The 18589-nt window shown below is 66.2% G+C and carries 12 protein-coding genes and 4 pseudogenes; 10 read left to right on the top strand and 6 right to left on the bottom strand.

Annotated elements, in window-relative coordinates; genetic code table 11:
* Nucleotides 1-65 precede the first annotated feature (65 nt).
* The 5 genes from mrdA to ACIQWG_RS11195 all read left to right on the top strand — a co-directional run bounded on the left by mrdA (nucleotide 66) and on the right by ACIQWG_RS11195 (nucleotide 8063).
* Nucleotides 66-2327 carry a penicillin-binding protein 2 gene (gene mrdA, locus ACIQWG_RS11215; protein WP_404093200.1) on the top strand — a complete coding sequence of 754 codons (2262 nt, stop codon included), beginning with the start codon at nucleotides 66-68 and terminating at the stop codon, nucleotides 2325-2327.
* Nucleotides 2324-3523 (top strand): rod shape-determining protein RodA, encoded by a 1200-nt coding sequence (rodA, locus tag ACIQWG_RS11210; RefSeq protein ID WP_404093197.1) that lies wholly within the window; start codon nucleotides 2324-2326, stop codon nucleotides 3521-3523. Before mrdA ends, rodA begins: the two co-directional genes overlap by 4 nt.
* 101 nt (nucleotides 3524-3624) lie before the next feature.
* The gene (locus tag ACIQWG_RS11205) at nucleotides 3625-5127 is read left to right on the top strand and encodes a CHAD domain-containing protein (protein ID WP_404093194.1); all 1503 of its coding nucleotides are present in this window, start codon (nucleotides 3625-3627) and stop codon (nucleotides 5125-5127) included.
* An 89-nt stretch (nucleotides 5128-5216) separates the two neighbouring features.
* Nucleotides 5217-7190, top strand: coding sequence for a TIGR03960 family B12-binding radical SAM protein (locus tag ACIQWG_RS11200; protein WP_404093191.1), 1974 nt, complete (start codon nucleotides 5217-5219; stop codon nucleotides 7188-7190).
* Nucleotides 7191-7643: 453 nt separating this feature from the next.
* The gene (locus ACIQWG_RS11195; protein ID WP_404093189.1) at nucleotides 7644-8063 is read left to right on the top strand and encodes a hypothetical protein; all 420 of its coding nucleotides are present in this window, start codon (nucleotides 7644-7646) and stop codon (nucleotides 8061-8063) included.
* A gap of 478 nt (nucleotides 8064-8541) precedes the next feature.
* Here the strand turns inward: ACIQWG_RS11195 and ACIQWG_RS11190 are convergent.
* Together ACIQWG_RS11190 and ACIQWG_RS11185 are read right to left on the bottom strand one after the other, a co-directional pair.
* Nucleotides 8542-8778, bottom strand: a pseudogene (locus tag ACIQWG_RS11190) (transposase); the annotation flags it as partial.
* A gap of 37 nt (nucleotides 8779-8815) precedes the next feature.
* The gene (locus ACIQWG_RS11185) at nucleotides 8816-9136 is read right to left on the bottom strand and encodes a DUF6355 family natural product biosynthesis protein (protein WP_404093186.1); all 321 of its coding nucleotides are present in this window, start codon (nucleotides 9134-9136) and stop codon (nucleotides 8816-8818) included.
* Nucleotides 9137-9321: 185 nt separating this feature from the next.
* On the opposite strand from ACIQWG_RS11185, the pseudogene ACIQWG_RS11180 reads away from it, so the two are divergent.
* A pseudogene (locus tag ACIQWG_RS11180) lies at nucleotides 9322-9783 on the top strand (IS5/IS1182 family transposase); the annotation flags it as partial.
* 237 nt (nucleotides 9784-10020) lie between these two features.
* Nucleotides 10021-12648 carry an NACHT domain-containing protein gene (locus ACIQWG_RS11175; RefSeq protein ID WP_404093184.1) on the top strand — a complete coding sequence of 876 codons (2628 nt, stop codon included), beginning with the start codon at nucleotides 10021-10023 and terminating at the stop codon, nucleotides 12646-12648.
* A gap of 79 nt (nucleotides 12649-12727) precedes the next feature.
* On the opposite strand, the gene gcvH is transcribed toward ACIQWG_RS11175, so the two are convergent.
* Nucleotides 12728-13120, bottom strand: coding sequence for a glycine cleavage system protein GcvH (gcvH, locus tag ACIQWG_RS11170; RefSeq protein WP_404093181.1), 393 nt, complete (start codon nucleotides 13118-13120; stop codon nucleotides 12728-12730).
* A gap of 329 nt (nucleotides 13121-13449) precedes the next feature.
* Between gcvH and ACIQWG_RS11165 the strand changes: the two genes are divergently transcribed.
* The gene (locus ACIQWG_RS11165) at nucleotides 13450-14970 is read left to right on the top strand and encodes an alkaline phosphatase family protein (RefSeq protein ID WP_404093178.1); all 1521 of its coding nucleotides are present in this window, start codon (nucleotides 13450-13452) and stop codon (nucleotides 14968-14970) included.
* Nucleotides 14971-15322: 352 nt separating this feature from the next.
* Here ACIQWG_RS11165 and ACIQWG_RS11160 read toward each other — a convergent pair.
* Nucleotides 15323-15658 (bottom strand): annotated as a pseudogene (locus tag ACIQWG_RS11160) (ketopantoate reductase family protein); the annotation flags it as partial.
* Here ACIQWG_RS11160 and ACIQWG_RS11155 point away from each other — a divergent pair.
* The gene (locus tag ACIQWG_RS11155; protein WP_404093573.1) at nucleotides 15658-15999 is read left to right on the top strand and encodes an MFS transporter; all 342 of its coding nucleotides are present in this window, start codon (nucleotides 15658-15660) and stop codon (nucleotides 15997-15999) included. The pseudogene ACIQWG_RS11160 and the gene ACIQWG_RS11155 overlap by 1 nt on opposite strands.
* A gap of 486 nt (nucleotides 16000-16485) precedes the next feature.
* On the opposite strand, the gene ACIQWG_RS11150 is transcribed toward ACIQWG_RS11155, so the two are convergent.
* Nucleotides 16486-17472 carry an alpha/beta fold hydrolase gene (locus tag ACIQWG_RS11150; RefSeq protein WP_404093175.1) on the bottom strand — a complete coding sequence of 329 codons (987 nt, stop codon included), beginning with the start codon at nucleotides 17470-17472 and terminating at the stop codon, nucleotides 16486-16488.
* A gap of 633 nt (nucleotides 17473-18105) precedes the next feature.
* Here ACIQWG_RS11150 and ACIQWG_RS11145 point away from each other — a divergent pair.
* Nucleotides 18106-18207, top strand: coding sequence for a hypothetical protein (locus tag ACIQWG_RS11145; RefSeq protein WP_404093570.1), 102 nt, complete (start codon nucleotides 18106-18108; stop codon nucleotides 18205-18207).
* 27 nt (nucleotides 18208-18234) lie between these two features.
* Here ACIQWG_RS11145 and ACIQWG_RS11140 read toward each other — a convergent pair.
* Nucleotides 18235-18540 (bottom strand): annotated as a pseudogene (locus tag ACIQWG_RS11140) (transposase family protein); the annotation flags it as partial.
* Nucleotides 18541-18589 lie beyond the last annotated feature (49 nt).

Here is an 18589-nt window from a genome sequence, read left to right as displayed (position 1 = left end):
CACACACCGCCGTATCCGCTCTGGTACTCGTACCGGTCCTGGCACTGAGAGGGGGAGGCAGCGCAGTGACCAACATCCCGGAGACCGGTCGGACGCCACGCGTCCAGATCCGGCTCGTCGTCATCCAGATCCTCGTCCTCTCCCTCCTCGGCACCCTCGGCGGGCGCCTGTGGTACCTCCAGATCCGCGAGGGCGACGCCTACGCCAAGGAGGCGTCCGGCAACCACGTCCAGCAGGTCGTCCAGCCCGCCGTGCGCGGCTCGATCCTGGACGCCCGCGGAGTGCCCCTCGCCGACAACGAGACACGGCTGGTCGTCTCCGCCTCCCGCACCGACCTGCTGAAGATGCCGGACGACGGTGAGGCGGTCCTGACCAAGCTGGCCGGCGTGCTGGGCATGAAGCCCAAGGACGTCAAGGAGAAGGTCCGGCTGTGCGACGCGAAGACGCCCCAGCCCTGCTGGAACGGCTCGCCGTACCAGCCGATCCCCATCACCGACGAGGCCACCGCCAAGCAGGCCCTTCAGATCCGCGAGCGCGCCGAGGACTTCCCCGGCATCACCGCCGAGCCCCAGGCCGTACGCCGCTACCCGGCTCCGGGCGAGTCCAACACCGCCCAGGTGCTCGGCTACCTCTCCCCGGTCACCGACGAGGAGCTCCAGAAGGCCCAGGACACCGACTCGCCCTACCTGCGCTCCGACCAGGTGGGCCGCTCCGGCCTTGAGCGCCAGTACGACAAGGAGCTGCGCGGCAAGGCGGGCGTCACCCGCTACGAGGTCGACAACCTCGGCCGTGTCATCGGGGAGGCCCAGGCCGACGACGCCCAGCCCGGCTCCAACCTCGTCACCAGCATCGACGCCCGCGTACAGCGGGTCGCCGAGTACGAGCTGAACGACGCCATGAAGAAGGCTCGCCAGGAGTGGGACCGCAACACCAACGAGCGGTACAAGGCCGACTCGGGCGCCGTCGTCGTGATGGAGGCCAAGACCGGCCGCATCGTCGCCATGGCGTCCAACCCGACCTACGACCCCAACGCCTGGGTCGGCGGCATCTCCGCCAAGGACTACACGAGGCTGACGGGCAAGGACTCCAACTACCCGCTGCTCAACCGGGCGATCCAGGGCCAGTCGGCGCCCGGCTCGATCTTCAAGGTCGTCCCCACGGCCGCCGCGGTCAACGCCGGCTACTCCTTCGACGGCCCCTACCAGTGCTCCAGCTCGTACTCGATCGGCGGCCAGGTCTTCAAGAACTTCGAGTCCCAGGGGTACGGCCCGATCAGCCTCGGCCGTGCGCTGGAGGTCTCCTGCGACACCGTCTTCTACCGGCTCAGCCACGAGGAGTGGAAGCGGGACGGCGGCACCAAGCCGAAGAAGAACGCCAACGACTGGTTCTACAAGACGGCCCACCAGTTCGGCCTCGGCGCGGAGACCGGCATCGACCTGCCCAACGAGGTCACCGGCCGGATCCCCGACCGCCAGTGGAAGCAGGACTACTGGAAGGCCAACAAGGACGCCTGGTGCAAGTACGGCGAGAAGGACGGCTCCTACGCCGAGAAGATCGCCTACGAGAACTGCCTCGAAGGCAACCGCATGCGCGCCGGTGACTCCGTCAACTACTCCATCGGACAGGGCGACACCCTCGTCACCCCCATCCAGATGGCCACCATCTACTCCGCCATCTCCAACGGCGGCACGCTCTACGACCCGACGGTCGGCAAGGCCATCGTCAGCGCCGACGGCCGGGCCGTGCAGGAGATCGAGCCCAAGTCGCACGGCAAGCTGCCGATAAAGCAGAAGACGCTGGCCGAGATGGACGACGCCCTCGCCGGCGTCGCCACCCGCGGCACCGCCGCCTGGCGGTTCGCGGACGTCGGCTGGCCGCAGGACAAGATCCCGATGCACGCCAAGACCGGTACCGCGGAGGTCTACGGCAAGCAGACCACCTCGTGGTTCGCCACGTACACCAAGGACTACTCGGTCGTCATGACGATCTCCCAGGGTGGTACGGGTTCCGGCGCCTCGGGTCCGGCCGTGCGCAACATCTACGACGCGCTGTACGGCGTCGCCGACGACGGCACGATCAACAAGAAGAACGCGCTGCTGCCCACGCCCCAGAAGAGCCTGCCGAAGGTCCGCACGGACGGCACCATCACCTCGCCGAAGGTCTCCAAGGACCCGGCGAAGGAACAGCGGGCCAACCAGGGCGGCGAGAAGACGCCGGAGGACCAGCAGCTCGCCGGCACGGTGGCCACACCGACCGCCGAGAACCGTGACACGCGGCGCAGGCGACGCGGCGGCCGTAGGCGGGGAAGCCGGAGGATGCTCACATGACCGGCGCCAACAGTTTCCAGGTCTCCGGGTACGGGCCCGAGCGGGCGGGCTGGACCCGGCTGCTCGCCCGCGACTCGCTCGCCCGCCGGCTCGACTGGCCGATGCTGCTGTCGGCGATCGCGCTGTCGCTGTTCGGCGCGCTCCTGGTCTACTCGGCCACCCGTAACCGCACCGAGCTCAACCAGGGCGACCAGTACTACTTCCTGATCCGGCACGTCCTGAACACCGGCATCGGACTGGCGCTGATGATAGGGACCGTGTGGCTGGGCCACCGCAACCTGCGCACGGCCGTGCCGATCCTGTACGGCCTCTCGGTCTTCCTGATCCTGCTGGTGCTCACCCCGCTGGGCTCCACCATCAACGGCGCCCATTCCTGGATCAAGCTGCCCGGCGGTTTCTCGCTCCAGCCCTCGGAGTTCGTGAAGGTCACGATCATCCTGGGCATGGCGATGCTGCTGGCGGCGAGAGTGGACGCGGGTGACAAGCAGTACCCCGACCATCGCACCGTGGTGCAGGCGCTGGGCCTGGCCGCCGTGCCGATGCTGATCGTGCTGCTCATGCCCGACCTCGGCTCGGTCATGGTCATGGTGATGATCGTGCTGGGTGTGCTGCTGGCGTCCGGTGCCTCCAACCGCTGGGTCTTCGGGCTGATCGGCGCCGGCACGACGGGCGCGATCGCGGTCTGGCAGCTGGGCGTCCTGGACGACTACCAGATCGCCCGCTTCGCGGCCTTCGCCAACCCCGAGCTCGACCCGGCGGGCGTCGGCTACAACACCAACCAGGCGCGCATCGCGATCGGCTCCGGAGGGCTCACGGGTGCGGGACTGTTCCACGGCTCCCAGACCACCGGCCAGTTCGTGCCGGAGCAGCAGACCGACTTCGTCTTCACGGTCGCGGGGGAGGAGCTGGGATTCCTCGGCGGCGGGCTGATCATCGTCCTGCTCGGCGTGATCCTGTGGCGTGCGTGCCGGATCGCCCGTGAGACGACCGAGCTGTACGGGACGATCGTCGCGGCGGGCATCGTGGCGTGGTTCGCCTTCCAGACCTTCGAGAACGTCGGGATGACGCTGGGGATCATGCCGGTGACGGGTCTGCCGCTGCCGTTCGTGTCGTACGGCGGATCGTCGATGTTCGCGGTGTGGGTGGCGGTGGGATTGCTTCAGTCGATCCGGGTGCAACGTCCGATGTCGGCGTGAGGGCTGGGCGGGACCGATTCCCGCCCGTAATCGTCCGTTTGCCTCCGGTTCATGGCCGGTAAGCCCTGTCATCCCGTCGTGACTCCGACTAGATTCGGGTCATGGCGGACACGAAGCGTGAAATCGAGCGGAAGTACGAATCCGACGAGAGCGGCCTGCCCGATCTGACCGGCGTCGCCGGGGTCGCTTCCGTGGTCGACAAAGGTGTCGCGCATCTGGACGCCACCTACTACGACACGCAGGACGAACGCCTCGCCGCGTCCTCCGTCACGCTGCGCCGCAGAACGGGCGGCTCCGACGCGGGCTGGCATCTGAAGTTCCCCGTCGCCCAAGGGGTTCGGGACGAGATCCAGGCCCCGCTCTCCGACGAACTGCCCGGTACGCTCGCCGGGCTCGTCCGTTCCCGGGTCCGGGACGCCGAACTGGCGCCGGTCGTCCGGCTGCGTTCCGACCGCGATGTACGCGAACTCATGGACGCCGACGGCCGGCTGCTGGCCGAGGTCAGCGTGGACGCCGTCCAGGCACAGCGGCTCGCCGGCGGCGACGGCAGCGCCCAATGGACCGAGATCGAGGTGGAGTTGGCCGACGGCGTCGACCCGGAGTTCCTCGACAAGGTGGAGAAGCGGCTGCGCAAGGCGGGCGTACGGCCGTCGAAGTCGCCGTCGAAGCTCGCGCGGGCGCTGGAGGAGACCGCTCCGAAGAAGCTCGCTCCCGGGCCCGGCGGGGACCCCGTCACCGCCGGCGACCATGTGCTCGCCTATGTGCGGGCCCAGCGGGACGCGATCGTCGAGCTCGACCCCGCCGTACGCCAGGACGCCGAGGACTCCGTCCACAGCATGCGCGTCGCGACCCGCCGGATGCGCAGCACCTTCAAATCCTTCGGCAAGGTCCTGGACCGGGGGATTACCGACCCCATCGGCGACGAGCTGAAGTGGCTCGCCGGTGAGCTGGGCGTGGACCGGGACCGCGAGGTCCTCAACGAACGCCTCGGCGCCGCCCTCGACGAGGTGCCCCACACCCTGGTCCACGGCCCGGTCGCCGAACGGCTCAGCCACTGGGCCGGTGACCGGCCCGGCGGAGCGAGCGGCCGGCTGATCGGGGTCCTCGACTCCCGCCGCTACCTGGCCCTGCTCAACGCCCTGGACGCGCTGCTCGCCGAGCCGCCGCTGCGCGACGCGGCGGGGGACAAGCCCGGCAAGGTGCTCCCCAAGACCGTGAAGAAGGACTTCGGGAAGGTCGCCGCGCTGGTCGAGCAGGCGCTGGAGCTGGACCCCGGCACCGACCGGGACGTCGCCATCCACGAGGCCCGCAAGAAGACCAAGCGCACCCGCTACGCGGCGGAGGCGTCCGTCCCGGCGCTCGGCAAGCCGGCCAAGGACCTGGTCAAGACCATGAAGTCGCTACAGAACCTGCTCGGCGAACACCAGGACAGCGTCATGGCCCGCGGCACCCTGCGTGAGCTGTCCGCGGTCGCCCACGCGGCCGGGGAGAGCGCCTTCACCTACGGGCTGCTGTACGGGCGTGAGGAGCAGCGCGCGGCGGCCGTGGAGGCCCAGCTGCCGGACACGTGGGACGGCGTGCGGAACGCGACGGACGTCCTCTGAGCCTTCCGGACGTACGGGGGGTGTCCGCGGTCGCGTTAGGCTAGATGGTCACCCCTGTCAGTTCAGTCCAGCTCACGAAGGTTCGCGAGATGCCTGCCGAAGCCGCTGCGGTCACCGAGTCCGTGTTCCCGCAGCTCGAAGCGCTGCTCCCGCATGTGCAGAAGCCGATCCAGTACGTCGGCGGAGAACTCAATTCCACGGTCAAGCCGTGGGAGTCCTGTGACGTCCGCTGGGCGCTCATGTACCCGGACGCCTACGAGGTCGGGCTGCCGAACCAGGGCGTCATGATCCTCTACGAGGTGCTGAACGAGCAGCAGGGCGTCCTCGCCGAACGCACGTACAGCGTGTGGCCGGACCTGGAGGCGCTGATGCGGGAGCACGGCGTCCCGCAGTTCACGGTGGACAGCCACCGGCCGGTTCGCGCTTTTGACGTGTTCGGGCTCAGCTTCTCCACGGAGCTGGGTTACACGAACATGCTCACCGCCCTGGACCTGGCCGGGATCCCCCTGGAGTCCAAGGACCGCACGATCGACGACCCGATCGTCCTGGCCGGTGGCCACGCGGCCTTCAACCCCGAGCCGATCGCGGACTTCATCGACGCGGCGATCATCGGCGACGGCGAGCAGGCCGTGCTGGACATGACGGCGATCATCCGCGCGTGGAAGGCGGAGGGCTGCCCGGGCGGGCGCGAAGAGGTCCTCTTCCGCCTCGCGAGGACGGGCTCGGTGTACATCCCGGCGTTCTACGACGTCGAGTACCTCCCCGACGGCCGAATCGCCCGCGTCGTACCGAACAAGTCGGGTGTCCCGTGGCGTGTGTCCAAGCACACGGTGATGGACCTCGACGAGTGGCCCTACCCCAAGCAGCCGCTGGTCCCGCTCGCCGAGACGGTCCACGAGCGCATGTCGGTGGAGATCTTCCGCGGCTGCACCCGAGGCTGCCGCTTCTGCCAGGCGGGCATGATCACGCGCCCGGTCCGCGAACGCTCCATCACCGGCATCGGCGAGATGGTCGACAAGGGCCTGAAGGCGACGGGCTTCGAGGAGGTCGGCCTTCTCTCCCTCTCCTCCGCGGACCACAGCGAGATCGGCGACATCGCGAAGGGCCTGGCGGACCGCTACGAGGAGGACAAGATCGGTCTGTCCCTCCCCTCCACTCGCGTGGACGCCTTCAACGTCGACCTGGCGAACGAGCTGACCAGGAACGGCCGCCGCTCCGGCCTGACCTTCGCCCCCGAGGGCGGCAGCGAGCGCATGCGCAAGGTCATCAACAAGATGGTCTCGGAAGAGGACCTGATCCGGACCGTCGCTACGGCATACGGCAACGGCTGGCGCCAGGTGAAGCTGTACTTCATGTGCGGCCTGCCGACGGAGACGGACGAGGACGTCCTCCAGATCGCCGACATGGCGATGAACGTGATCGCCAAGGGCCGCGAGGTGTCCCGCTCCAACGACATCCGCTGCACGGTCTCCATCGGCGGCTTCGTCCCCAAGCCCCACACCCCCTTCCAGTGGGCCCCGCAACTGTCGGCCGAGGAGACGGACGCCCGCCTGGAGAAGCTCCGCGACAAGATCCGCGGCGACAAGAAGTACGGCCGCTCCATCGGCTTCCGCTACCACGACGGCAAGCCCGGCATCGTCGAGGGCCTGCTGTCCCGCGGCGACCGCCGCATCGGCGCCGTCATCCGCGCGGTCTACGACGACGGCGGCCGCTTCGACGGCTGGCGCGAGCACTTCTCGTACGACCGCTGGATGAACTGCGCGGACAAGGCGCTGGAGCCGTTCGGCGTGGACGTCGACTGGTACACCACCCGCGAGCGCACCTACGAGGAGGTCCTCCCCTGGGACCACCTCGACTCCGGCCTCGACAAGGACTGGCTCTGGGAGGACTGGCAGGACGCCCTCGACGAGACGGAGGTCGAGGACTGCCGGTGGACGCCTTGCTTTGACTGTGGGGTGTGTCCGCAGATGGATACGTCCATCCAGATCGGGCCGACCGGAAAGAAGCTGCTTCCGCTGACGGTCAAGAACGCGGCGCCGGCGGCGGGCGGTCACTCGCACTGACGTGAGTGAGGCATTGCGGCGCATGGCGGATGCCCTGGAGGGCGGTAGCGAGGAAGAGATGGCTGCTGTCTTCAGGGGCACTCTGTGTGGAGAGTGGGCGGCGGGCGACCGTGCGGGAGACGCCGAGAACGCCTCTCCCGCCTCCTGGTGGATCGGAGGCTGTCCATTCCGAGGTGGAGTGGGTCTGAGGGATTGCGAGAAGGGGAGCGCCTCATACTCGGCGATTGTCGCCTGAGTGGCTGCTCTCGGTTCGCGACGTGCCTCGCCGCTTCCTAGCGTGGCGATATCCGCTACCGAGGAGGCGCCATGTCAGCAAGCGAGCCGCCTGGGGGTGATCCTCGGTGGGGAAGGCAGGGCCCAGCCTCTCCTCCTCCCAGGCAGTGGACATCGCCTCCTGGGCCACCGCAACAGAAGCAGCGAAGCCGTGGCTGCCTCTGGGGATGTGCCAGCGCCGTGGCCGCTGTGCTTGTCATCGTCATCGTTGTGCTGGCGATTGCGCTCGCGGACAGTGAAGAGGGCACCACCTCTGCGCCCAGTACGACCGCAAGTGCGAAGACCCACCGGGCGCAGACACAGGAAGCCACAGGGGAGCGGGCCGACCTCATCAGCTTCCAGCTTGACGACCGTTCGCAGGACGGCATCACGGACGTCTGGCTTGTTTGGACGATCAGGAACAGCAGCAGTGAGAAGTCCGACTACTCGTGGGAGTGGGAGGCGGTCGACGCCGGCGGCACTCGCGTGACGAACGGTTCACTGCTGGATACCGATGTGCAGCCCGGCCAGACTGCCCGAGGTGAGTACCCCACGACGCTCAAGAGCGTGAAGGGGATCAAGCTCAACATCACCAGCTTCAACCGCACGGCCAGCTACTGAGCCGATAGGCCGGTCGTTGCTGTCACACGGTGCGCAAGCAAGAGCCACGGCACCCAGTTGTTGTTGGAGGCCGCCCGCAGATGGACACGGCCATACAAATCGGGCCGACCGGGAAGAAGCTGCTGCCTCTGACGGTCAAGAACGCTGCGCCGGCGCCTAGCGGTCACTCTCACTGAGGTGGGTGAGGTACTCGATCGGGTGATGGAGGCCTTGGCGGGGCGAGCGAGGACGAGGTGTCCGCGGTGCTGGCTTCGGCCGGGGCTTCGGGTCTTCGACGATCAGAGCCGCGACGGGCGCCTGTTACGCGCCTGCCGGACCCCGAAGAGCCGTCGGACGTCCACTCAGAGGTCGAGTGGGCCTGAGCTCAGACCCTGCTGGGGCCTCTGTACGGCGATGTTGAGCCCCCCTCTCGACAGAGGGGGGCTCAACGCGGTCCTACGCCGGCAAGCGTCCTGAACGATTGGCTCAGCTTGCCTTTGGCGAATCGGATGCTCCAGGTACCGCCTGCACCGCCCACCGCAGCAGTCGCTTGTGCGCCGTCTTGAAGGAGCTGAGCTCTGCGGGCAGGTCACGCCAGGGCGAGCAGGTGCGGTACTTCCACGCGATGGCCTCGACCGTGCGGCGGTGATCCGCCCACCGCCGTCCACGAACCGGATCGGCCGGCGTCAACGGCTCGATCCCGTCCCGCATCACTGATCACCAACCGGACAGACACATCCGATCGACTACTCAGCCCATCAAAGAGACACGCCTTAGCCGCAGGTGCCCGCGATGGCCCATGCGTTGTCGATCTCGTCGGTCGAACCGAGATGGGTCTCGCCCGGCGGGACGCACCTCTTGATGTCGGTCGGCCACCAGTCGATGTCGACCTGGATCTTGACCCAGGTGCTGCCGCAGTGTCCGTAGTACGAGTCTGTCTGCGTCTCGTAGTAGCCGCAAGCCTTGACCCCTATCTCTGCGGCGGCCTTCCCCTCGGGCGCGGCGTGGGCACTTCCGGAGAGCGCCGTGCCCGCGAGGAGTACAGCGCTGAACGCCGCCGCGGCGAGGCGGAGCTTGCTTGCGGTTTTCTGCATGGAAGGGTTCCTCTTCTTCTGCAAGGACATGTTGTGCCCTCTCCCTCTCCCCGGACCTTTCGCGGGGCCACACAGGAGGCTCGCAATGGTCCATGACCGCTCCGCGCGGCGAGTGTGACGGGACCATGACCGTTCCTCACCAGTCGCCGTCATGTTGCTCCATAGCGACTGACCTCAGACGTCACATTTCCGTGGACACCTCGGGCTGCACCTGGAACCAACTGCCGCCGGGCTTCGGGCTGTCGGGCGTGACCGCCTTCCGCCGGTTCACCGAACGGAGCCGGGCCCGGGCGTGGGCCAAGCTCCACGGCCTGGTCCTGGACGGACTCGGTTTCCCGCGGCGGGCTGGACTGGTCGCGGTGCGCGATCGACTCCGTCAGCGTCCGGGCCCTCAAAGGGGGCAGGGGTACGGCTACCGGTACCTGCGGCGCTGGCTGTCCTCCCGTGGCATCCGGCACCGCCTCGCCCGCAAGGGCTTCGAGTCGTCCCGACGCCTGGTCCGGCACCGCCGGCCAGTGGAACGAACCGTGTCCTGGCTGTCCGGTTGCCGACGACTCCACCGCCGCTACGAACGCAAGCCGGAACACTTTCTGGCCTTCACCGCCATCGCCGCGACCCTCGTATGCCACTGCCGACTCGCCAACTGAAATGACGTCCAAGTCCGCTTCGGACCATTCGACATCATCAGGTCGGCCAGGCCGGGAAGAAGTTGTTGCAGTTGTCGATGAAGGCGGCCACGTCAGGGCCTAGCTGTCCTCAGGTGAAACACGATCTCCGGCGGCCTCAAAACGGTAGGCTTCTGCCCTTGGGGTGATCCTTTCACTTTGGCCCCAGTCGTGCATTCAACGGCGGTGCCCGGCCTCGGAGTTCTATGCTGAAGCATCATGGAACCGGTGAGCATTGGGGCTCGACTCGCATCGAGCGTCGTTGTCCCGTTGGTGAAGAAGCTGTTCGTGGTGGACGGGCCCGGTGCAGGTCTTGTAGACCGCCCCGTGCGTGTCTCCCAACTAGTTTCATTTCGCGGCGAGAAACGGACTCTCTCAGACTCTGATCTCCATAAGGTCGCAGAGGAGTTGGTGGATCGCGCAGCGCAGTCGACCGGAGTGTCGGAGCGCCTTGCCAGTTACGAGCAACGTGCGGTGGTGAACGCGGTCACACACTCGCTCAGCTCCCTGGGCCATATCGAGATGGACGATGTCCAAGCCGTCCGGCTCGGCTATCTGGAACTGTCTCGACTTCTGCGGTCGAAAAATCAGGCAGCCACACTTGGTCTCTCAAGTGATGCAGTCTTACTGCATGCAAGCGTCGTAGATACGGCCTGCTTGCACATCCTGCACTTCTTCACCACGAGATCTACGTTCGTGCCGCGCACATTAGTTGAGCAAAGTCGCAGGATCGAAGAACTGTCTTCGAAGATCGATGCACTTATACTGCGGAGACCTTCCCCAGCGGACGGCGGTTTTGAGAAAAGGTATGCGCGCTACATATCCCAAAAACACGGCAAGCTAACCATTTTCGGCCTTGATCTGTCTGAATCTTCGGCTTCGTGGCCTCTCGATGCGGCCTATTTGAGCTTAGAAGCGACCGAGACCGTGGTTGGCGAGGTCTCGCTGGTGCTCCCCGCCGAAAAAGTCCTTGCCGGGCGTGACCGCGTGCTGTTGCGAGGAGTGGCAGGTTCAGGAAAAACCACTCTCGTTCAGTGGTTGGCGGTCAGTGCCCTTCGTAACGACCTCGATGAGCGGCTCCTTTATCTGCATGGCTTGGTGCCGTTCGTACTGCCTCTACGGTCCCTGACCCGGAACGGGGCAAGGCTGCCCGCCCCGGACGAGTTCCTTGCCGCCGTAGGATGCCCGATCGCCCATGCCCAGCCCACAGGCTGGTACGACCGTGTTCTCACTGCTGGGCGTGGGTTGATGCTGGTCGACGGAATCGACGAGATGCCCGAGGGGGAACGCGAGGAAGCCCGCAACTGGTTGAAGGATCTCGTCGATTCCTACCCCAGGAATCACTGGCTTGTGACTTCACGTCCCTCGGCTGTGCGAGAACACTGGCTAGCAGAAGAGGGATTCTCGGAACTGGATCTGTCGCCCATGAGTCGCGACGATATCGCTGCGTTCATCGAGCGCTGGCACAAAGCTGCCGGAAGCGCAGATGCGTACGGCAAGGAATTACTCTATGCAATACGGGCTAAGCAGGAACTTGCCCGACTTGCCACCAATCCGCTCATGTGCGCACTGATTTGCGCGCTGCATCGTGACCGTAGAGGCTACCTTCCCGATGGGCGTAAGGAGCTCTATGACGCGGCTCTGTCCATGCTGCTGTCCAGACGAGATCGGGAGCGCGGTGTCTACAAAGTGGGCGACATGCGTATCGGCGAAACCCACCAGGTTCAGCTGATCCAGAAGTTGGCCTATTGGTTGATCCGCAACGGTCGTTCGGAGATGGATAAACGTGATGTGCTGGACTTGCTGTCTCAAGCGCTGACAGCGATGCCACGTGTCGCGGAGCAGGGCACGGTGAAGCAGGTCTACCAACATCTTCTCGTTCGAAGTGGCTTGCTTATAGAGCCCATTGAAGGCACTATGCAGTTCATTCACAGAACATTTCAAGACTACCTCGGAGCGAGAGCGGCCGTAGAGAGTCTCGATTTCGACTTCCTAGGGGGTAACGCCCACCTGGACCAGTGGGAGGATGTCGTCCGAATGGCCGTGGCGCACGCACGCCCGGCAGAACGTACCCGATTGCTCACCAGTCTCGTTGAACGCGGCGACTCTTGCGTTGATATTCGCCACCGACTCCATCTGCTGGCTGCGGCGTGCTTGGATGACGCCACAGAGCTTGATCCTCTCGTGCGAAGCGAAGTTCAGCGGCGTGCCGAGGAGCTTATCCCTCCCCGTAGCATCGCCCAGGCTCGCGGGCTCGCAGATGTCGGTCCGGTCGTACTCGAACTGCTGCAAGGTCCGGAAGGCATCACTTCAGACGAAGCCTACTTCACTGTCCTGGCCGCTGTTCGGGTCGGGACCGACGCAGCTATTTCCGTATTGGCTCGGTTCCGGGCCGTAGATGACTTACGGGTGCGTGCTGAACTAGCCCTAGCCTGGGGTCGATTCGACACTGACCGCTACGCTGAAGAAGTCATCGCCCATTTACAGGAGGATGACTTCTATTTTGTAGTTTCAAGCAGTCGTGAACTCAAGGCCCTACGGAGATTCGGTGGAAGATCGCAGCTGAAGATAGTATCGACCATCAGTCCTGAGGAGATCAAGCGCTATTGTGTGGCTGATCGCCTCGTAGAGCTGTGCATCGCGGCAGATCTACGATGTTCGTGGGAGTGGCTCGGCGACTTTCCCCGTCTTACGCAGTTGACATTGGAAACTTCCCTGCCCGACATCGATGTGACTTCGATGCAGCAAGTCTTTTCCCTCCGTACTCTTCAATTACCCGCCGGAACGAGGGTGGTTGGAGCAGAACGATTGTCTCCAGGCCTGGAGATCATTATCGGTCCTGGTTGAACCGCTCTCACGAGTCGAAGAAAACGGTGCTGACGGCCTGCCATGCTGCCCTTCGACGGCCAGCGCCCCGGCGCGTGTCTTACGCGCTGGCGAGTTTCTCGTACTCGGCGGGTGTGAGCAGACCCTTCAGGTCGGCGGCGTTGGCGACCGTGACTTCGGCGATCCAGCCGTCGCCATAGGGGTCGTCGTTGATCTGATCGGGTCCCCTGGGGTCGCCCAGGCTTTCGTTCACTGCCGTGATCGTGCCGGTCACCGGCATATAGAGCTCGCTCACGGACTTCACGGATTCCACGGTGCCGAAGTTGTCGCCCGCATCCCAGCGGCTACCTACCGCAGGCAGCTCTACGTGGACGAGGTCCCCGAGCTGCTTCTGCGCGTAGTCCGTGATGCCCACGCGGATCCGGTTGTTGCCCAGGGACTGCACCCACTCGTGGTCTTGGGAGTACTTCAGGTCACCCGGAACATTGGTCATCAAAGCCTCCAGGACGTGTCTGAACGGGCTCCGTGGGTTGCTCAGTGCGTCTCAATCTTACTTTGTGTAGTCGTCTTGACGCAGAAAGTGATGAGAAGTTTGGTGGTGGCACCTTGCCCGCAGATGGATCGGATGATGGAGGCCTTGGGCGAGGCGAGCGAGGACGAGGAGTGATCGGCCTGGTTGTCTGGTGCGGTGTGCCTCGTTTTGACAGCGGTATGCGGCTGAAGAAGAGTGAGAATGACCTGCGGGAACTGGGGGGGGCGCACCCGGATCGGAGGTCAGCGATGCCTGTTGCCGACCGTAGCCACGCTTTGGATCATGTGGTCGTGCTGATGTTCGAGAACCGGTCGTTCGACAACCTGCTCGGACGGTTGTACGAACCGGGCGAGGCCGCCGCCTCCTTCGAAGGAGTCCTCGGGAAGGATCTGTCGAACCCGATCCCGGACTGGGCCGAGGAGCGCAACGGCCGGCAGACCGTCTCGTACGGGGTCGCGGAAACGATGGACACGCCGAACCCGGACCCGGGCGAGGAGTACCAGCACGTCAACACCCAGCTCTTCGGCGTGATCAACCCCGTCGGCAATCGGGGCGTGCTGGCCGAGAACATGGCCGCCCCGTTCAACGCACCACCGCCTGGGTGGGCGCCGACGATGGACGGGTTCGTCACCGACTACGTCAGCGCGTTCGCCGCCGAGATGGGCCGCCAGCCGAAGTACCACGAATACGCGCAGATCATGGCCGGCTACACACCGGAGCAGCTCCCTGTCGTGTCCACGCTGGCGCGAGGTTTCGGCACCTTCGACCACTGGTTCGCCGAGGTGCCCTCGCAGACCTTCACCAACCGCTCGTTCTTCCACGCCGCGAGCGCCTCGGGCTTCGTCGTCAACGCCCCGTACCCCACCTTCCCGATGCAGAACACTGCCGAGACGGTCTTCGAGCGGCTGGACGCCGCCGGCCTGACGTGGCGGGTCTACGTGGACGCGCCGAGTCCGCTCCCGTTCACCGGCCTGATCCACGCACCACGGCTGCGCGAGCGGTTCGCCACCCACTTCGTCACCACGGACCGCTTCCTGGAGGACGCCGCCGCCGGCACCCTGCCCACGTACGCGTTCATCGAGCCCAACCTGTGGCACGGACACAACGACATGCACCCGCCGGAATCCGCCCTGCTCCAGGGCGTCCCCTTCGACATGCCCTCCTCCCTCTTGGGCGGCGAGGCGCTGCTGGCCTCGATCTACGACGCCGTCCGTGCGTCGAACTCGCCGGAGGGTTCGAACGCGCTGAACACGCTGCTGATGGTCGTCTTCGACGAGCACGGCGGCACCTACGACCACGTTCCCCCGCCCGCCGCCGTTCCTCCGGACCCTGGTGCACCGCCCGGGCAGATGGGCTTCGCCTTCGACCGGCTCGGCGTCCGCCTGCCCGCCATCGCCGTCTCCGCCTGGATGCCCGCCCGCACCGTCATCAACGGCGTGCACCATCACACCTCGGTCATCCGCACCCTCCGCGAACGCTGGAACCTCGGCCCGCCCCTGACCTCACGCGACGCCGACGCACCCGACCTCGCCCCCCTCCTGAGCCTGGAGCGGCCACGCGACCCGCAGGACTGGCCCGACGTCACCGCCCGGCCCGTCCCCGCCTTCGACCAGGACCTGGTCCCCCCGGACGCACCGCTCAACCCGCTCGCCACCGCCCTCTTTCACGGCTACCTCGCCCTCGTCGGGCAACTGGGCGCCACCGTGCCCGTGATCGACGAGAACGCGCCACTGAAGGGCCGGGAGGCCATGGCGATCGTCCACGAGAGCGCACACACGCTCTTCCCCGGCCTTCGACCGCCGTCCGACTGATCATCGCTCGTGCGGAGACTTCGGGCCGTTCGGCGGGTCAGGCCGCGGCCGGCAGTGGCCCTGTCTAACACGACGGACCAGCAAGCCTCCTCGGCTTCGGTTGCCATCGGTCCAGGCACGCCGCTCATCCCGACCGAGTCCGAGTTACGAAGGCTGCGCAAGGGGCAGCAGCAGACGCGGCCCATGACGTCATCGCTGCCATGGCCGCCACCTTCCTGACACCGCGGTCACCGATGCACGACGCCCATGCGGCGCCGACCATGCTCCACGGCCAGGACCACCGCGATCTCTCGGCACCGCGACTGAAAACTGCCGAGGGGAGACCGGGGTATGGCTCGGCTTGTGGCTGGCTCTAGGAACGCGCCTTGTGATCGTGTTGAACGAACGCGACATCATTCTGGCCGGCCGCCGCCACCGCCTCGTCCGCGGCTCGCACCAGCTCCGCCACTGGCAGAGACCCAGCCGGTCGCCGCTCGCGCGCGAACGTGGTGGCGAGTCGTTGCAGCAGCTCGTTCACGGGGGTCGGGACGCCGTGCAGCCGACCCAGCAAGGCGATCTCGCCATTGAGGTAGTCGGCCTCGATCGTGCCCGTGCCACGGACGAGGGACTGCCAGGAGGAACCACCGCTGCCCGCGGCCCAAGTCACTTTGTCGCCCCGCGCCTCCTGCTGTTCTCGTGCGCTCGCGTATGTACGGTTTCGGTGCCTCCGTTACCGGGGCCGGTGCGATCCTGGTGCCGCAGACGATCGCGATGTTCCTGATCGGGCTTGTTTCGCACCGCCTCGCCGATCGCTTCGGCAGCAAGACGATCCTCGTGGTCGGCACCGTCATCAGTGTCGCGGGGTTCGCGATCCTTACCTTCGCGCACACCCAGGTGTGGGAGATCCTCGTGGCCATGGCCATCGTCGGCATTGGCTTCGGAATGGCATTCGCCACCATGTCCAACGTGATCGTCACGGCCGTGCCGCCACACCAAACCGGTGTAGCGAACGGCATGAACGCCAACATTCGTACGATCGTGGCTCCATAGGCACCGCACTGCTGACGAGCATCGTGGCTGCGCATACGCTGCCGAGCGGTCTGCCGACCGAGCACAGGTACACCCTCGGCTTTGCCGCGCTCGGAATCGCGAGCATCGGCGCCGCGCTGGCGGCACTTCTCGTGCCTCGCCACAGCCGGCACGAATCGGCGACACCGCACGAGACGCCGCCACAGCCGGGTGCACTGGGTTCGGCCGAGCCTGCGTCCTCGCCCGGCACGCGCTAACCATCCACGGCCCGGGGCCGCCTACGTCCCGGGCAGTGTCACGCCACGCACCCTGTGGTCGACCGGCCTCCCCGCACCCGTTCTGGACGCGGAGTACCGGGAGCTGGGGTGCGGGTGCGTTCGTCGGCGCTCTGGTTCGGCAGTCGGCGGCTTTCAGACGCCTGACCCGCACCCCTGGGGTCCCGAATCAGCTAAGCGGCTCGGCCACGGCAGTGGAGTGCCTGAGTGGCCATATTGGGGGGCGTGTTGGTCACTGTGTACGGCTTGACCGCTTGCGGCTGATCACAATGAGCCCTGTTCCCGCGATGAGCATTACGCCGGTGGCGCCGACGCCGACGAGACCGGCGGTGGTGAGTCCTGTTTCTGCGAGAGCCGGCTTTGTGGGATGTGCGCGGGCGGCGTCGCGAATGAGGTCGGTGATGGCGTCGGGGTGGGAAAGCATGACGCTGTGGGAGGAGTCGATCTCGACAGTGTGGGAGCCGGCGCGCTTGGCTTGAAAGCGTTCCAGGTCGGGCGCGATGGCCTTGTCGTTCGTGGCTACAGCTGCCCAGGACGGGATGGTCCTCCACGCGGCGGAAGTGACCTTGTCGGTGAAGGCTGTCGCGGAGATGGGACGTTGGGCTGCGGCCGCCACCGAGGTGGCCTCTTGCGGCAGGTCGGCTGCGGCGACGGCACGGAACTTCTCCGGGGAGAGGTACAGATCTGTGCCTGTGGAGCCGTCCGCGTTCTTGAAGGGCACCTGTACCAGCGCGGGATTGAGCTCACTACCGGGGAATTTGGCGGCGAGCTGGCCGAGGACTTCGCCCTTGTCGGGCATGAAGGCGGAGACATACACGAGCGCCTTGACATGGGGATTGCCGACCGCTGCCTCGGTGATCACTGCGCCGCCGTACGACTGGCCGACCAGGACGATGGGCCCGTGAACGCTCCGTAGGAAGCTTGCGATGTAGGCGGAGTCGGCTGGCAGGCCGCGCAACGGGTTGGCGGGAGCGATGACACGGTAGCCGTCGCTCTGTAGGCGTCCGATGACTGCGTTCCAGCTGGAGGCGTCGACGAAGGCGCCGTGCACCAGGACGATGGTCGGTTTGCCCTTGGTGGCACCGGTGTCGCCGCCGGCCGCAGGCGCTTCGTTGGCGACGGCTGGTGCCGATGCTGACAATGCCGCCGCGGCCGCCAGCGCGACGGCGACTGCGGGTATTCGGCCCTTGTGATGCCCTGGCAGGGGTGACGACGTCATAGCTGCTCACCTTCGGAGGCGGGACGGGTTGTTCGTCACCCTGTGCGGTGTGCGCTGGATGTGCCATTCACGGCGGAGCATTTGCGTGAATGGCCTCACCCATTCAGGTGGCCTCCGCAGTGCATGGTTGACATGCGGCGGCTGGTCGAATGCGGTCGCCGCTTGGCGAAGGTCGGCATGCCTTGCTGCCTGACTCGGAGCTTGACCCGGGCCTTCGCGTTACTGAACTTGAACTCGTGAAGGCGGCGGGTCGCCCGGCCCGTTGGGCGCTGGTCGTCGGGATCAAGAGTGCGGCAGTCACCCGGACACGCCCAGCCATGAGCCGATCACTAGGCGCAGGTCAGGGTGCGCGGTGCTCTCGTACAGTCCCACTTTTGCCCGGCACGCCCGGCTGTCCTTCGCCCGCGTCGCCGAGTACCAGAAGCGGGCGGTCATCCAGGGAGAGTCCATGAGCTGGGTCGGACGAGGTTCAGTCGCAGTGGCACTGACAGTTACGGCGTTCACCGTAGTCGGGTGTGCCTCAGAAGATGATGGTGCGAACGGCGAGAGCCTTTGTACGAGCGACTTCGTCTATGAAGGCCGCAGACCACGGAGAACGCCTACGCTGTGAGTGGCATCTCTCCAGACCTGGCCATGGCGATCGGGTCATCTCCTGAACAGGCAGTCGTCTTCAGGGCCCTCCGCTCTGACAAGCAGATTCCCCCTGAGGTGCAGAAGCTGATCGACGGCTCGTGAGATTTGCCTGAAGTCGAGGGTCTCGCCTACGGCGCCCTTGGCGAAGCGCTTGTGAGGTAGGAGGACGAGCACCGGTCCGAGGTGGTCGATGATGCGGTCCGCCGCCGACTTCGACGCCCCGAAGATCGGCGCGAGCTGGCGCATCGTCAAATCCGTTCGCCAATATGCCGCGACCAGCAGTAGCCAGTCCTCCAGCGGAAGGCTCCACGGCCGACCCTCGCGGACTGCGTCCGCACTCTCACGACGCAGCGCCGGCACAAGCTTGCCAATCTGCTTCGAGCTCAGCCCGGGGAACGGTGCTATCCAGGATGGCTCCGACGCCGTGATCAACACGAGCCACGGCGAGATCCGTCTCCCCCTGATCTCACTCCGGGGCCCGCCG

The organism is Streptomyces sp. NPDC098781 (assembly GCF_044759995.1).
GTDB lineage: Bacteria > Actinomycetota > Actinomycetes > Streptomycetales > Streptomycetaceae > Streptomyces.
The sequence above is the reverse complement of the archived record's forward strand: the minus strand, read 5'-3'. Positions and strand labels throughout refer to the sequence as shown.

Coding starts and splice junctions, on each gene's coding strand:
- rodA (WP_404093197.1), top strand. CDS start 2,324: ATGACCGGCGCCAACAGTTTCCAGGTCTCCGGGTACGGGCCCGAGCGG.
- ACIQWG_RS11205 (WP_404093194.1), top strand. CDS start 3,625: ATGGCGGACACGAAGCGTGAAATCGAGCGGAAGTACGAATCCGACGAG.
- ACIQWG_RS11200 (WP_404093191.1), top strand. CDS start 5,217: ATGCCTGCCGAAGCCGCTGCGGTCACCGAGTCCGTGTTCCCGCAGCTC.
- ACIQWG_RS11185 (WP_404093186.1), bottom strand. CDS start 9,136: ATGCAGAAAACCGCAAGCAAGCTCCGCCTCGCCGCGGCGGCGTTCAGC.
- ACIQWG_RS11175 (WP_404093184.1), top strand. CDS start 10,021: ATGGAACCGGTGAGCATTGGGGCTCGACTCGCATCGAGCGTCGTTGTC.
- gcvH (WP_404093181.1), bottom strand. CDS start 13,120: ATGACCAATGTTCCGGGTGACCTGAAGTACTCCCAAGACCACGAGTGG.
- ACIQWG_RS11155 (WP_404093573.1), top strand. CDS start 15,658: ATGTACGGTTTCGGTGCCTCCGTTACCGGGGCCGGTGCGATCCTGGTG.
- ACIQWG_RS11150 (WP_404093175.1), bottom strand. CDS start 17,472: ATGACGTCGTCACCCCTGCCAGGGCATCACAAGGGCCGAATACCCGCA.
- ACIQWG_RS11145 (WP_404093570.1), top strand. CDS start 18,106: ATGGCGATCGGGTCATCTCCTGAACAGGCAGTCGTCTTCAGGGCCCTC.